The following is a 14,041-nucleotide window of genomic DNA, read 5'->3' on the forward strand; positions in this document are numbered from 1 at the left end:
GAAGGGTGCCTGGCCCCAACGGGCCGGGCGGCTACTTCTTTTCCGGCGGCGCGACCGTGTCGCCGGGAACCACCTTGACGAGCTCGGGAGCCCAGGTGGCGCCCTTCTGGACCAGCTTGGCCTGGTACATGTCCTGGACCAGGGCGTGGTCCGACGCGCGCACGGTTTCCTTGCCCTTGGGGCCATCGAAGCTGAAGCCTTCGAGAGCCTTGACCATGGCGTCAGGGTCCGTCCCGCCGCCTTCCTTGATTGCCTGGGCGATGAGCTGGCCAAGGACGAAGCCGTCCGGGGTGAACAGGTCGGCCTTGTGGCCGGCCTTCTCGACGGCGGCGATCATCTTCTTTTCCACCTCGGTGCCTGAGGCACCCGGGAAGTAGTGGCTGAGGAAGCTGATCTTGGAGCTCGCCGGGCCGTAGGCGCCGAAGCTGGACGCGTCTCCCAGGCCGGTCACGACGGGGGCGGCGTCGAAGACGCCCTGCTGGCTCAGTGCCTGCCACATGCTGCCGGTGGTTGCCCCGGCCCAGGCCACGAAAACCATATCCGGCTTGGTGTCGAGGAGCTGACGGGCAAACGGGGTCAATTCCTGGTTTTCCGGGACCAGGACGGAGCCAACAGTGGCGCCCTTGGCTCCGAGGACAGCCTTAACGGCGGCGACGTTGCCCTGGCCGAACGCGTTGTCCTGTGCAAAGACGACGACCTTCTTGCCGTTGGTGTTGATAAAGGTGCCGGCGGTGGCGACGTCCTGCAGGCTCTGCCGGCCGGAACGGAAGGTGTACTTGTTAACGCCCTGGATGGCGTCGGTGGCCGCTGCCCCGGAGATGTATAGCACCTTGTTCTGCTGGGCCTGCTCCGCGAGCTTCACGGCGATTCCTGACGACGCGGTGCCGCCAATAATCTTGTAGCCCTTGCCGATCATGTCCTTGGCGGCGGTGACGGCCTTGTCCGGGTCGCCGGCGTCGTCCGCGTAGGTCAGGTTGATCTTGGCGCCGTTGATCTCGCCGGTGCCGCCGGTCGCGTAGTCAATGCCGGCCTGGAGGCCCTCGTAGTAGGTCGCCCCGTACGCCGCGAGCGGTCCGGTCTTGGAATAGATGATGCCGACGTTGACGGGCTCGGCTTTGCCGGCACCGCCGGAGCCCACCGGCGCAGCCGACCCGGCGGTGGGCGCACAGGCGCTGAGGGCGAGCCCCGTGGCCATCACGGCGGCCATCAGGAACTTCTTTGTATCCGTCACGGGATGCCTTTCGTTGAGAATCCGCGGAATCTCAGCAGGAGATCCGACAGGAGGTAGCAGCTGAACCTGAAAGGTGATTCAGATTACGGCAAACCTATGACGCGGCTCACACCATGTCAATGGGATTCGGGGCAGCCCCGGTAACGAAACGGCAACTTTCCGGCGCCGCGTGCGTCAACGGCCCTCCCGCAGAAGGGTGCGGAACATCCGCCACTCCCCCGGATCCGGAGCGGGACCGTCGAGCCCTCCCCCGGATCCCAATCGGGTCCGATCCTTTACAGCCGCGGGGCACGGCGTGATGATGGTGGCGGGGCCAGCCGAAGCGAAGCCCAGTCGGAGGAAGCATGGATCGACCGCTGCCAGGCAGCGCACACGAGGCCCTTGAGGCATTCCTGGGGCAATGGAGCGGCACCACCCAGTGGGAAGCCACCGCCTGGGGTCCCGCCCGGGCCGCCGCGGCCGAGGTCGTTTTCGCCCGCGCCGCAGCCGGCCTGGCTGTGACCATGAGCTACCGCCATACCGGCGCCGACGGCGCCAAGACCGAGGGCGTCGGGGTGTTCACCATGGACCCCGACCATCCCGATACGCTTTGGTACCACGTCAACAGCATGGGCCTGCCCCCGGAGGCGCCCGCCCGGGCCAGCTGGCACGACGGCACCCTGACCATCGAACGGCGCAGCGACCGCGGTACCGCCCGGCACACCCTGCGGGTTGAGAACGGCCAGCTGACGCACTCCGCCGGGCTGCGGCTAGGGAGCGCGAGCGACTTCAGCCCTTTCATGACCACGGTGTGCCGCCGCGTCCCGGAGCCCGCGCCCGTCGCCGCCTGAGCTGCGGGAGGACCGGCAATTACCCCTCCCGAGCTGCGGGAGGACCGGCTTAGAGGCCGAACGTCTCGGTTTCCTCGAAGGGACCTACCACGGTGACGGTCCGCGGGGCGGCCGCGAGTTCGCGCGCCAGCTCCTGGACCTCGGCCGCGGTGACGGCTTTGATCTGCCGCAGGGTCTCGTCGATGTCCTGGTACTCGCCGGAGACCAGTTCGGCGCGGCCCAGCCGGGACATCCGCGAACCGGTGTCTTCCAGGGCCAGGACGATGCCACCGCTGAGCTGGCCGACGGCCTTGCGGAGTTCCTCTTCGGAGATGCCGCCCTCGGCCAGTTTGTCCAGCTCGGCGCCGAGGAGCTCCAGGACTTGCCGGACCTTTGACGGCGTGCACCCGGCGTACATGCCGAAGTAGCCGGCGTCGGCGTAGGAGGAGGCGAAGGAGTAGGTCGAGTACACCAGGCCGCGCTTCTCGCGGACCTCCTGGAACAGCCGCGATGACATGCCGCCGCCCAGCACGGCGTTGAGCACGCTCATCACGAAGCGCCGGTCATCGGTGGCTACCAGGGACGGGCAGCCCATGATGATGTTGGCCTGTTCCACCGGGCGCTTGACCACGTGCAATCCCGCGGTGCCGGTGATCGAGGCGCGTTCGGTGGAGCGGCGCTGCACGGGGGCGGCGTCGTGTTCGAGTTCCCAGCCGGCAGAGTGCAAAGCGTGCACCACGAGTTCGCAGACGACGTCGTGGTCCAGTCCCCCGGCGGCGGTGATGACCAGCTCATCCGGTCGGTAGTAACGGCGGTAGTGGTCCCAGACCGAGTCGCGGGCAACGGCGTGGATGGCATCCGGCGTGCCGCCGATCGGGCGGCCGAGCGGGTGCGTGCCGAGGACCGCGGCGACGAAGTGTTCGTGCGCGACGTCGGTGGGATCGTCGCTGTCCATGGCGATTTCCTCAAGGATGACGTCGCGCTCCTGCTCCATCTCCTGCGGGTCCAGCACGGCGCCGGTGATCATGTCCGCGATGACGTCGATGGCCATCGGAAGGTCCGTGTCCAGCACCCGGGCGAAGTAGCAGGTGCTCTCCTTGGCGGTGGCGGCGTTCGATTCCCCGCCCACCTCGTCGAAGGCGGAGGCGATTTCCAGCGCGGTGCGCCGCTTGGTGCCCTTGAACAGCAGGTGCTCCAGGAAGTGGGTGGAGCCGTGCTGCCCGGGGGCCTCATCACGCGAGCCGACGCCGACCCAGAAACCGATGGTCGCGGAGCGCTGCCCCGGCATTGCCTCGGTCAGCACCCGGACGCCGCCGGGCAGTACCGACCGACGCACCTGCGAGCCGCCGTCGGCTCCGTGGATGAGGGTGTCAGCGTGCTGGTTCTGCTCAAGCGGCAGGGGAACGACAGTCATTAAGGCCTTTCAATAAAACCGTCACGGGAAACGTGCCAAATCTGCCTGCAATCCTACCTGCCTTTAACGGCAGCGGGGCCGGTGGACGAATCCACCGGCCCCGCTGCTTGGGTCAGGAAAGACTACTCTGCGGACTCCTCGGAGACCTCAGTGTTGGCAGCGTCCGCAGACCCTTCCTCATCGGCCACGACGGGCGAGAGGGAGAGCTTTCCGCGGTCGTCGATCTTGGTGATTTCCACCTGGATCTTCTGTCCAACGGAAACAACGTCTTCGACGTTGTCCACGCGCTTGCCGCCGGCGATCTTGCGCAGCTCGGAGATGTGCAGCAGACCGTCCTTGCCCGGGGTCAGGGAAACGAAGGCGCCGAAGGTCGTGGTCTTGACGACCGTGCCCAGGTAACGCTCGCCGATTTCCGGGACCTGCGGGTTGGCGATGGCGTTGATCGCGGACCGTGCTGCATCGGCAGACGGGCCGTTCGTGGCGCCAATGTAGACAGTTCCGTCGTCCTCGATCGAGATGTCGGCTCCGGTGTCTTCCTGGATCTGGTTGATCATCTTGCCCTTCGGGCCGATGACCTCGCCGATCTTGTCTACCGGGATCTTGACCGCGATGACGCGCGGCGCGAACTCGGAGAGCTCGTCCGGGGTGTCGATCGCGGAGTTCAGCACGTCCAGGATGTGCAGGCGGGCCTCGCGGGCCTGCTTCAGGGCGGCGGCCAGGACCGACGCCGGGATACCGTCGAGCTTGGTGTCCAGCTGGATGGCCGTGACGAACTCGGAGGTACCGGCAACCTTGAAGTCCATGTCGCCGAAGGCATCTTCGGCGCCGAGGATATCGGTCAGGGCTGCGTAGCGGGTCTGGCCGTCAACCTGGTCGGAGACCAGGCCCATGGCGATACCGGCAACGGCGGCCTTCAGCGGCACGCCTGCGTTCAGCAGGGACAGCGTGGAGGCGCAGACGGAACCCATCGACGTCGAACCGTTGGAGCTGAGAGCCTCAGATACCTGGCGGATCGCGTAGGGGAATTCCTCGCGGGAGGGCAGGACCGGCATGATGGCGCGCTCTGCGAGGGCACCGTGGCCGATTTCGCGGCGCTTCGGCGAACCGACGCGGCCGGTCTCGCCGGTGGAGTACGGCGGGAAGTTGTAGTTGTGCATGTAGCGCTTGCGCGTCACGGGAGACAGCGAGTCGATCTGCTGTTCCATCTTGAGCATGTTCAGCGTGGTGACACCCATGATCTGGGTCTCGCCGCGTTCGAAGATGGCCGAGCCGTGGACGCGGGGCAGGACCTCGACCTCGGCGGTGAGCTGGCGGATGTCCGTCAGGCCGCGGCCGTCGATGCGGATCTGGTCCTTGAGGATGCGCTGGCGCACGACCTGCTTGGTGACGGAGCGGAAGGCTGCGGACAGTTCCTTCTCGCGGCCTTCGAACTGGCCGGCCAGGGAAGAGGTGACCTCGTCCTTCAGCTCGTCGGAGGCGGTGTCGCGCTCCTGCTTGTCGGCGATCTGGAAGACAGCGGCCAGCTTCTCGGCGGCAGCGGACTCGACGGCGGCGTAGACGTCGTCCTGGTAGTCCAGGAAGACCGGGAACTCGACGGTCGGCTTGGCGGCGCGGGCTGCCAGGTCGGACTGCGCTTCGCAGAGAGCCTTGATGAACGGCTTGGCGGCCTCGAGGCCCTCGGAAACAACCTCTTCGGTCGGGGCGGTGGCGCCCTGTTCCTTGATCAGGTTCCAGGAGTTGTCCGTGGCTTCGGCTTCGACCATCATGATCGCAACGTCGTCGCCCGCGATGCGGCCGGCAACAACCATGTTGAAGACGGCGTTCTCCAGCTGCGAGTGCTTCGGGAAGGCAACCCACTGCGAGCCGTGCTCGTCGGCGACGAGGGCAACGCGGACGCCGCCGATCGGGCCGGAGAAGGGCAGGCCGGAGAGCTGGGTGGACATCGAGGACGCGTTGATAGCGACGACGTCGTACAGCTCGTCCGGGTTGATGGACAGCACGGTGACGACGATCTGGACCTCGTTGCGGAGGCCCTTCACGAACGCGGGGCGCAGCGGGCGGTCCATCAGGCGGCAGGCCAGGATGGCTTCCGTCGAGGGACGGCCTTCGCGGCGGAAGAACGAGCCCGGGATGCGGCCCGCGGCGTACATGCGCTCTTCGACGTCGACGGTCAGCGGGAAGAAGTCAAAACCTTCGCGCGGGTGCTTGCCGGCGGTAGTTGCGGACAGCAGCGCGGTCTCTTCATCGATGTAGACCATTGCTGCGCCGGCTGCCTGCTTGGCAAGACGGCCGGTTTCAAAGCGGATAACCCGCTTGCCGAAGCGGCCATTGTCAATGACGGCTTCTGAGAACTGGATTTCGGGACCCTCCAAGAGAGTCACCTCCGTTTCTTGATTTACGGAGTCCAGCCGCATCAACCCAGTCCAGCATCTGTCTACTGGACTGCACTGCACCCGGTCATCGATCGAGACCCACGGGCCAAGGCTTCAGTCCTTGAAGCCGTTCCCGGAGATCACTACCGAGGACCGCGAATGCGTGATGCGGTTGATCCTCCTGTTGAGTTTTTTTGCAGAAGGCGGCCCCTTCCGATGGAAAGGGCCGCCCCCTAGAGCTGACTAGCGGCGCAGGCCGAGGCGCTCGATGAGCGCACGGTAGCGGTTGATGTCAGTGTTCTTGAGGTAGGTGAGCATGCGCTTGCGACGACCAACCATGGCCAGCAGACCGCGCTGGGTGTGGTAATCGTGCTTGTGCACCTTCATGTGCTCCGTCAGATCCTTGATCCGCTGGGTCAGGACTGCAACCTGGACCTCCGGCGAGCCGGTGTCGCCCTCGGACGTTGCGAAATCCTTCATGATGGACTGCTTTACAGCGGCTTCAAGTGCCACGTTAACTCCTAGAGATGTGCCGTGAGGCCCGAATCAGTAATTCACTGCCGGGTGTGCCGCGCCGGAAATCCCCGCCCTTGGGAAGGCTTCCACAGCACAACAAGAGCCAGCCGCCACGGACTGCAGCCGGATCCAACGTTTAGTTTACTGGCACGCCGTCGAAGTTGTCTAAACAGTCCGCGGGCCGTCCACCGTTACTCGGAGTCTGCCAGCAGCCCGCGGATCGCCGCGACGCCCCGGTACAGCTCGGCGAACGAGGTGCTCAGCGGCGACAGACCGATCCGGATGCCCTGCGGTGCACGGAAGTCGGGGATCACGTCCTGCTCCCACAGCACCGCCGTCATCTCCCGGAAGGCCGGGTGGTCCACGGTGATGTGGCTGCCGCGCAGCTCCGGGTCCCGCGGAGTTGCCAGCCGCACGCCGGCCGGTTCCAGCCAGGCGTCATGGAGTTCGACGGCGAACGCGGTCAGCAGCCGGGACTTCTCCCGCACGGCGGCCATGCCGACTTCCTCGAGCAGGTCCAGCGTGCCGCGCATGGCGAGCATGCCGAAGACGGCCGGGGTGCCGCTGAGGAAACCCCGGATGCCGGCAGCGGCCTCATAGCCGGGCCCCATTTCGAAGGCGTCCTTGCGCCCCATCCAGCCCCAGATCGGCTGCTGCAGCCCGGGCAGGTGCCGGGCGTTGACGTAGGCGAACGCGGGCGAGCCGGGTCCCCCGTTCAGGTATTTGTAGGTGCAACCCGCGGCGAAGTCCACGTCCGCGGCGTCCAGGCCGATCTCCACCGAACCGGCGGAGTGGCACAGGTCCCACACGACAAGCGCGCCGGCGTCGTGCACGGCGGCGGTAATGCCCGGAAGGTCCGCGAGGAATCCGGAGCGGTAGGCGATCTGGCTCAGGACCACGACGGCGGTGGCCGGGCCGGTGGCGGCGCGCACCTGCTCCACGGTCACGCCGGAGGCCGGGTCCGCCTCGATCCAGCGCAGGGTGAGGCCCTCTTCGCGCGCGATGCCTTCGACGAGGTAGCGGTCGGTCGGGAAGTTGTCCGTATCCAGCACGATCTCGGTGCGGCTGGGGTCGGTGACGGCGGCCAGCGCGGCGCGGATCAGCTTGTAGAGCACCACCGTGGTGGAATCCGCGATGATGGTCTGCCCAGGGGCGGCGCCGAGCACTGCGCGGCCGAGCTGGTCTCCAATTGCTTGCGGGAGCTCCAGCCATTCCTCGTCCCAGCCGCGGATCAGGCGCCCGCCCCAGCTGTCCTGGATGAAGCTGCTGATGTCCGTGACGGTCCGTTTGAGCGGACGGCCCAGTGAGTTGCCGTCGAGGTAGGACAGCTCCGAATCGGTGCCGAGGAAGTGCTCGCGGTAGGAGGCAAGAGGATCCGCGGCGTCGAGGTCGAGCGCGCGCTGCCAGAGAGCATCGGTGCCCGCGGGGGCCGCCGGTTCGGCGCTCACTGGCCGATCTCCGTGCGGACCGCGAACAGCTCGGGAAAGAAGGTCAGTTCGAGGGCTTTTTGCAGGAACGCGGCGCCGCTGGATCCGCCGGTGCCGGCCTTCATGCCGATGGTGCGCTGCACGGTGCGCAGGTGCCGGAAGCGCCAGAGCTGGAAATTGTCCTCCAGGTCCACGAGTTCTTCGCAGGCTTCGTAGGCGCCCCAGTTGCTCGCGGCGTTTTCGTAGATGTACTTGAACACCGGGACCAGCTCGGGGCAGAACTCGTGGGCCTGGCTCACGTCCCGGTTGAGCACCGAGGCCGGCACGTCGAAGCCCTGGCGCTTGAGGTAGGCGAGGAAGTCGTCGTAGATACTCGGGGCTTCGAGGAGTTCCTGGAGCATCCGGTGGGCTTCGGGGTCCGATTCGAACACCGGCAACATTTTGCGGTTCTTGTTGCCGAGCAGGAATTCCACCGCGCGGTACTGGCTGGACTGGAACCCGGACGAGTTGCCGAGGAAGCCGCGGAACTGGGAGTACTCGGTGGGTGTGAGCGTGGCCAGCACGGACCACTGCTCGGTCAGGGTTTTCTGGATGTGTTTGACCCGGGCGATCGCCTTGAGCGCGGAGCCGAGGTCGTCCGCCCGCAGCCAGGCGGCCGCGCTGCGGAGTTCGTGCAGCACGAGCTTGAGCCACAGTTCCGTGGTCTGGTGCTGGATGATGAACAGCATCTCGTCGTGGTGCTCCGGCTCGCTGACCGGCTGCTGGGCACTGAGAAGCGTCGGCAACTGCAGGTACGAGGCGTAGCTCATCCGGGCGCTGAAGTCGCGGACTATGTCCTTGTCCAGCTCCCGCGTGTTCTTCTCAATCGTCACGTCTTGCCTTCCTTGCCAAACGGGGCGCGCTAGCCGGTGAAAAGGATGTCGTGCGCCTGCACGACGTCAAGCCGCATCTGCTCAACCAGCGCCTCAGGGCCACGGTACGCGACCATGCCGCGCAAACGGGCCACGAACTCGACCACCACTGTCTGGCCGTACAGATCGAAGTCCTCGACGGCCTCTTCCGGGCGGTCGATCACGTGCGCCTCGACCTGCCGGCTAACGCCGTCGAAGGTCGGGTTGGAGCCCACGGAAATGGCGGCGGGCCACCGCGTGCCGGCCTGGTCCACGAGCCAGCCGGCGTAAATGCCGTCCGCGGGGATGTAGCCGCTGGCATCGGAGGAGAGGTTGGCCGTAGGGAAACCGAGGTCGCGGCCTCGAGCTGCCCCGTGGACCACCTCGCCGCGCATCCGGTGCGGCCGGCCCAGGACGGCGGCGGCGGTGGCGACGTCACCCTCCCGCAGCGCTTCCCGGACCCAGGTGGAGGAACAACGGCGGTCGCTCGCGCCGCCGTCGTCTTGTCCGCCGCCGTGGTGTCCGTGCAACGGGTAGCCTTCGGAACCGAACTCGCTGATGACCTGGACCTCGAAGCCGAGCTTCTCCCCCAGTTCCTTCATGGTGTCCAGGTCCCCGGAGTTGCCGCGGCCGAAGCGGGCGTCGTGGCCGATCACCACGTGGCTGGCCTTGAGCGCATCGACCAGCACGGAGGAGACGAACTCTTCCGGCGTGAGGCTGGCCAGTTCGAGCGAGTACTTCATCACCAGGACGGCGTCGAGGCCAACCTCGCCGAGGGCGACGAGCTTGTCCTCCAGGCCCATGATCAGCTCGGGGGCGGATTCGGGGCGGTGGACCTGCGCCGGGTGCGGGTCAAAGGTGATGGCGACGGCGCGGGCATGGTTCAGGCGGGCGGTACGGATGAGCTGCGAGAGCACCTGCTGGTGGCCGCGGTGCACGCCGTCGAAGTTGCCGAACGTGACCACGGACGGGCCGAAGTCCGCCGGGACTTCGGACGGATCGTTCCAGATGTGGACCATCTACCTCGCCTTTTGCTGCCTGCCATTGACTCCTCCGGAGGGTTGGGACCGGCTCCGGAACTCTCTAAGATTACCCGCTATCGCCCCGGTTCCTGGACGGCACCCGGGGCTCCGGCGGACGCCTTTCCGCCTCCCCCGCCCCGGGCTACGATGCAAGGGCACCAGTTCGGCCACGGCAACGCTGCCGGCGCCGCCAACAATGTCCGCGGCCCGGCCCGCGGCTGAAGGAGAACGCCATGACTGAGCTTCAGGACATCCTCGGGCAGATCCCGGTAGACCAAATTGCCAGCATGCTCGGAACTGACCGGCAGACCGCCCAGGCCGCGGTGGAGGCTGCCGTGCCCACGCTCCTCGCCGGACTGCATAACAACGCACAGGCTCCGGAGGGCGCGGCCTCGCTGGAGTCCGCGCTCGGCCAGCACCGCGACGGGCTGGTCGACGGCGGCGTCGATGCGGCGCAGGTGGACACTGCCGACGGCGAAAAGATCGTCAACCATGTTTTTGGCGGCCAGCAGGACCAGGTCGCCAACCAGCTGGCGGGAACCGCGCAGCTCGGCGGCATGGGCGGGGACCTGGTCCGCAAGCTCCTGCCGCTGCTCGCGCCGATCGTCATGTCCTACCTCGCCAACAAGGTCCTGGGCGGTCGCGGCCAGGCCGGCGGCGGAACCGGGGCCGGAGCCGGAGGCATTGACCTGGGCGGCATCCTCGGTGGAATTCTCGGCGGCGGCGCGGGCGCAGCCGGCGGCGGCCTGGGCGACATCCTCGGGGGCATGCTTGGCGGCGGGCAGCAGCGGACGGCCAATGAAGCTGTAGCCCCGGACGCCGGCAATGCCGCCGAGCCCGAGCTCCAGCCGCAGGCTGTCCCGCAGGTCCAGCCGTCCGGCAGTGAGCCGCGACCGGGTGAGCTGATCGACATTGACCTCCCGGGCCAGCCTCAGGAAGAGGCGCCGCAGGACGCTGAGCCCCGGAAAAACGACGGCGGCCTCGGCGGACTGTTGGGCGGACTGTTCGGGAAGAAATAGCGTCCGCTGACGCTGGATTGGGCCTCCAGGAGCGGGGCTGGCACTACCCGGCTGGGTTCGGGCCTGCTGTCGGGAGCCCTTGGAGCCACGCCTCGAGTTCCCGCGGATGGCGGAAGATGCGGACCTCGGCGGTGCCAGGGTTGCTCTCCAGTTCGCGCATGACCCGTCGCTTGCGGCTGAACGAGCGGAAATGCCACCCGATGATCGAGTCCAGGGCGACCAGGCGGCCGAACGTTTCCCGGTTCCCGTTGCAGACTTCCTCTCGGGCGATGACCCGGCGAAAGGAGCGGCGGAGCAGCCGGAGCAGCGAAAGCCAGCGCGGATAGTCCAGTCCGACAATCAGCTCCGCTCGCGGCACAACAAGGTCACGCCACACTCCATAGGCGCTGTCCAGGACCCACTTGTCCTGGCCGGCGATGCGCGCCGCGAGCTGCCGCTGAACGGCGGTGTCCGGCTGCCGCCAGCCCGGAAGCCAGCCAATGTCGTCGTCGGCAGAGAACTCCGGGAGCACCGTTCTCGCCGCATAGGCACGGGCGGCGGAGGACTTCCCGCTTCCGGTGACGCCGTAGAAGAGGACTCGCGAGGGGGCAGCGGTTGGATTCCGGGGGTGCACGAAGTTCAGCATGCCACACTGGTGCGATGCCCCAGTTCTCTATCTCCGCCAGCGCCGACGTGACCGACGCCGAGGCGCTGGCGCTTTATGAATCCGTCGGGTGGGCCGCCTACTCCCGGGACCTGGGACTGCTCGTTCGGGCCATCCGGAATTCTTCGTTTGTGGTCACTGCCCGGAGTGTCGGAGGGGAACTGGTTGGGCTTGCCCGGGCCGTCTCCGACGATGCGACCATCTGCTACTTGCAGGACATCCTCGTGGACCCGGCGTTCCAAGGAACCGGTGTGGGAAGGACGCTGCTGGAAGCCGTCCAGGCGCGGTACGGGCACGTCCGGCAGACGGTCCTCCTCACCGACAACGAGCCGGGCCAGCGAGCCTTCTACGAAGCCCTGGGTTTCACCGAAGGCGCTGACTTCAGCCCTGAGCCGTTGCGGGTTTTCGCGTTGATCCGCTAGCACCGGTCTGCGGCTATTGCCCCTTGCCGTCGCGGCGCTTGGGAGAACGCTTTTCATGGACTGCACTCCCGGTGGCGGCTAAGGTTCGAGCATGCGGAGACTGGCGGGGACAGCGACGATCGGCGTCGTGTTGGGCGTGCTGCTTTGCGGGTGTTGGCTGGTGCCTGTCACCCGCACGGACGCCTGCGTTGACTGGGTCCGCTTCGAGACCATGCAACAACGCTTCGACCACGCCGGCGCGGTCCTGGTCGGCACGCCCCTCCAGAGAGACGGTGAGATCCGGATCTACGGTTACCAGGCCAATGTCCACGTGGTGGAAGTGGAGAAAGTGCTCAAAGGCAGCCTGGGCAAGGGCCCGGTCCGTATCGCGTCCATGCCGGTGACTTGCGGAAAGTCCTATCCCGACGGCGACCCGCTCGACGTCGGCGGCCGGCATCTCTTCTTCCTGACCGAGCAAAACGACGGTTGGTTTACGATGACGCCGGACCAGGGCACTGTCCCGTTCCCGCCGGGCACCCCGATCCCCTTCAAGACCGGCTGAGCGGTCCTTCAGGGTGAAGTAAGCCGGTACACCGAGACGTGGCTGCGGGATTCTCCGGTGAACTCGCTGCCATCCCAGTCCGCCCACCTGGATTCCAACTCGAACCCGGCCAGCCGGGCCATGAGATCCAGCTCGCTGGGCCAGACGTACCGGTGCGGCGTCCGTCCGATCCGCGCCTCCTGACCGTCCGCTAGCTCCGGGGCGAACCGCACATGGTGCGAGATGACGTGCTGATTCAGCACATCGTAGGTATCGACTAGGAGATACCCGGGCTCGCTCTCTTCAACCGTCCCACCGTGGCCGGGCGACAGTGAGCGGAGTTGTGGCACCCAGAGCTCTATGACGAAGCGCCCGCCAGGCGCAAGATGACGCGCAGCGTTCTGGAAACAGCGCACCTGATCGTCCTGCGTCAAGAGGTTGGCGATGGTGTTGAACACCAGGAATGCAAGCGAGAAGTTCTCCCCCGCCAATGCCTCGGTCATGTCGCCCTGAACGACGGGAATGTTGCGTTCGCTGGCCTTCTCACGCAAACGGGAGATCATCGCGTGGGACAGTTCGATACCGCTGACTTGAACCCCCGCTTCCGAAAGCGGAATCGCAACCCGGCCCGTGCCAATGGCAAATTCGATGGCCGGACCGTCACCCGCGAGCTCCGACAGGACCTCTACCGTGGGGCCGAGAACCTCGGGCGCGAACATTCCCTCTCCAGGCGTGTCGTACTTCCTCGCGGTCTCGTCGTCCCAGAGCTGTTGCTGGTTAATCATCCCGTCACTATCGCATCTGCTGTGCGGTTCCTCTAGCGACCGATGCCGCCTCCGTGGCCCAACGTCCGGTCCACAGCCCCGGGCCGCAGGTCTTCGGCCGTCGGCCTTCCCTCTCGGACTTCGGTCTCGGGTCGTCCGTCTCGGGTCGTCGGTCTCGGGTCGTCGGTCTCGGAGCCCAGGCGGCATGACACCTTCGCTGCAGTCACGGCCGGACGCGGCGGCCCTGCTGGGCTCCCCTATCGTGTGACCGTTCGGATTCCGGTCGGCCGGGTACGCCGTTCAGCAACTCCGGGTGCGTGGTTCAGCTACTCCGGGTGCGCCGTTCAGCAACTCCGGGTGCGCCGTTCAGCTTCTGAAGTAGTGGTTTCTTCGGGGTGTTTGGCGTGGGTCGAGGTGGGGTGGCGGGATGAACCACGGGATCCCGGCACGGATCTGGATGGTCCATTGTTCTTTGTGGGTCAGGTGGTGATGGTGGGAGCAGAGGAGCGTTCCGTTGTCGGTGGATGTGGTGCCGCCTGTGGACCAGTAGTTAATGTGGTGGGCTTCGCACCAGGGTGCGGGGATGGTGCAGCCGGGGAAGGCGCAGCCCTGGTCGCGGGCGGTGATGGCTTTGCGGAGGTGGGGCGGGAAGATCCGGCTGGTGCGGCCGATGTCCAGGATCCGGCCCTGGGCTCCGAGCAGGACGGGGATGATGTCCGCGTCGCAGGCGATTTTGCGGATGGTCGCGGCGGTGACGGGGCCGGTGAAGGCCAGCGTCCCGGTGCCGGTGAACCCGAGCGATCCCGCCCCGGGGCCGTGTCCGGTGGCTCCGACCCGGCCGAACTGGCCCGGTCCGGTGGTTCCGGCCCGCTCGAACTGGCCGGTGGCGCTGACCTGGCCGGCCCCGTCGGCGGCCGTGCCGGTGTCTCGTTGGAGGCGTTCGAGGAGGTCGCGGTAATCGATGGTGACCATGACCTGGGGCCGGAGCCCTC

Annotated in this window: 14 protein-coding genes; 4 read left to right on the plus strand and 10 right to left on the minus strand. The window is 66.9% G+C overall.

Annotation, left to right across the window (positions count from 1 at the left end; genetic code table 11):
• Window positions 1–31: 31 nt before the first annotated feature.
• Window positions 32–1,231 (minus strand): substrate-binding domain-containing protein, encoded by a 1,200-nt coding sequence (locus tag AC1DB8_RS16335; RefSeq protein WP_476893610.1) that lies wholly within the window; start codon window positions 1,229–1,231, stop codon window positions 32–34.
• Window positions 1,232–1,575: 344 nt separating this feature from the next.
• Between AC1DB8_RS16335 and AC1DB8_RS16340 the strand changes: the two genes are divergently transcribed.
• The gene (locus tag AC1DB8_RS16340; RefSeq protein ID WP_441419382.1) at window positions 1,576–2,061 is read left to right on the plus strand and encodes a DUF1579 domain-containing protein; all 486 of its coding nucleotides are present in this window, start codon (window positions 1,576–1,578) and stop codon (window positions 2,059–2,061) included.
• Window positions 2,062–2,110: 49 nt separating this feature from the next.
• On the opposite strand, the gene AC1DB8_RS16345 is transcribed toward AC1DB8_RS16340, so the two are convergent.
• The 6 genes from AC1DB8_RS16345 to AC1DB8_RS16370 all read right to left on the minus strand — a co-directional run bounded on the left by AC1DB8_RS16345 (window position 2,111) and on the right by AC1DB8_RS16370 (window position 9,678).
• On the minus strand, window positions 2,111–3,454 hold the full coding sequence (locus AC1DB8_RS16345; protein WP_476893611.1) for a M16 family metallopeptidase: 1,344 nt from the start codon (window positions 3,452–3,454) through the stop codon (window positions 2,111–2,113).
• Window positions 3,455–3,576: 122 nt separating this feature from the next.
• Entirely contained in the window at window positions 3,577–5,826 is a 2,250-nt protein-coding gene (locus AC1DB8_RS16350) for a polyribonucleotide nucleotidyltransferase (protein ID WP_441419447.1), read from the minus strand.
• A gap of 243 nt (window positions 5,827–6,069) precedes the next feature.
• A complete protein-coding gene (rpsO, locus tag AC1DB8_RS16355) occupies window positions 6,070–6,339 on the minus strand; it encodes a 30S ribosomal protein S15 (RefSeq protein WP_290258342.1) in 270 nt (89 codons plus the stop codon).
• A gap of 194 nt (window positions 6,340–6,533) precedes the next feature.
• Window positions 6,534–7,790 carry a kynureninase gene (kynU, locus tag AC1DB8_RS16360; protein WP_476893612.1) on the minus strand — a complete coding sequence of 419 codons (1,257 nt, stop codon included), beginning with the start codon at window positions 7,788–7,790 and terminating at the stop codon, window positions 6,534–6,536.
• Complete coding sequence (kynA, locus tag AC1DB8_RS16365; protein WP_476893613.1) at window positions 7,787–8,641, minus strand: tryptophan 2,3-dioxygenase; 855 nt, start codon at window positions 8,639–8,641, stop codon at window positions 7,787–7,789. The genes kynU and kynA overlap by 4 nt, the downstream gene beginning before the upstream one ends.
• A 29-nt stretch (window positions 8,642–8,670) precedes the next feature.
• A complete protein-coding gene (locus AC1DB8_RS16370) occupies window positions 8,671–9,678 on the minus strand; it encodes a bifunctional riboflavin kinase/FAD synthetase (protein WP_476893614.1) in 1,008 nt (335 codons plus the stop codon).
• A 236-nt stretch (window positions 9,679–9,914) separates the two neighbouring features.
• Between AC1DB8_RS16370 and AC1DB8_RS16375 the strand changes: the two genes are divergently transcribed.
• Window positions 9,915–10,700, plus strand: a complete 786-nt coding sequence (locus AC1DB8_RS16375) for a DUF937 domain-containing protein (RefSeq protein ID WP_476893615.1) — start codon at window positions 9,915–9,917, stop codon at window positions 10,698–10,700.
• Window positions 10,701–10,743: 43 nt separating this feature from the next.
• On the opposite strand, the gene AC1DB8_RS16380 is transcribed toward AC1DB8_RS16375, so the two are convergent.
• Window positions 10,744–11,325, minus strand: a complete 582-nt coding sequence (locus AC1DB8_RS16380) for a P-loop NTPase family protein (RefSeq protein ID WP_476893616.1) — start codon at window positions 11,323–11,325, stop codon at window positions 10,744–10,746.
• Between the two features lie 14 nt (window positions 11,326–11,339).
• Here AC1DB8_RS16380 and AC1DB8_RS16385 point away from each other — a divergent pair, with 14 nt between their 5' ends.
• Window positions 11,340–11,765, plus strand: coding sequence for a GNAT family N-acetyltransferase (locus AC1DB8_RS16385; protein WP_441419375.1), 426 nt, complete (start codon window positions 11,340–11,342; stop codon window positions 11,763–11,765).
• Between the two features lie 91 nt (window positions 11,766–11,856).
• The gene (locus tag AC1DB8_RS16390) at window positions 11,857–12,306 is read left to right on the plus strand and encodes an MBL fold metallo-hydrolase (protein WP_476893617.1); all 450 of its coding nucleotides are present in this window, start codon (window positions 11,857–11,859) and stop codon (window positions 12,304–12,306) included.
• An 8-nt stretch (window positions 12,307–12,314) separates the two neighbouring features.
• Here the strand turns inward: AC1DB8_RS16390 and AC1DB8_RS16395 are convergent, their stop codons facing one another.
• Entirely contained in the window at window positions 12,315–13,070 is a 756-nt protein-coding gene (locus AC1DB8_RS16395; RefSeq protein ID WP_441419373.1) for a class I SAM-dependent methyltransferase, read from the minus strand.
• 345 nt (window positions 13,071–13,415) lie between these two features.
• Window positions 13,416–14,041, minus strand: a 626-nt coding sequence (locus AC1DB8_RS16400; RefSeq protein ID WP_476893618.1) for an HNH endonuclease signature motif containing protein, incomplete at its 5' end; no start/stop codon positions are given.

It is taken from the genome of Arthrobacter sp. 10N410 (assembly GCF_056394945.1).

Bases quoted from the DNA above. Each gene is read 5' to 3' on its own strand.
- AC1DB8_RS16340 (WP_441419382.1), top strand. From the start codon at position 1,576: ATGGATCGACCGCTGCCAGGCAGCGCACACGAGGCCCTTGAGGCATTC.
- AC1DB8_RS16345 (WP_476893611.1), bottom strand. From the start codon at position 3,454: ATGACTGTCGTTCCCCTGCCGCTTGAGCAGAACCAGCACGCTGACACC.
- AC1DB8_RS16370 (WP_476893614.1), bottom strand. From the start codon at position 9,678: ATGGTCCACATCTGGAACGATCCGTCCGAAGTCCCGGCGGACTTCGGC.
- AC1DB8_RS16375 (WP_476893615.1), top strand. From the start codon at position 9,915: ATGACTGAGCTTCAGGACATCCTCGGGCAGATCCCGGTAGACCAAATT.
- AC1DB8_RS16380 (WP_476893616.1), bottom strand. From the start codon at position 11,325: ATGCTGAACTTCGTGCACCCCCGGAATCCAACCGCTGCCCCCTCGCGA.
- AC1DB8_RS16385 (WP_441419375.1), top strand. From the start codon at position 11,340: ATGCCCCAGTTCTCTATCTCCGCCAGCGCCGACGTGACCGACGCCGAG.
- AC1DB8_RS16390 (WP_476893617.1), top strand. From the start codon at position 11,857: ATGCGGAGACTGGCGGGGACAGCGACGATCGGCGTCGTGTTGGGCGTG.
- AC1DB8_RS16395 (WP_441419373.1), bottom strand. From the start codon at position 13,070: ATGATTAACCAGCAACAGCTCTGGGACGACGAGACCGCGAGGAAGTAC.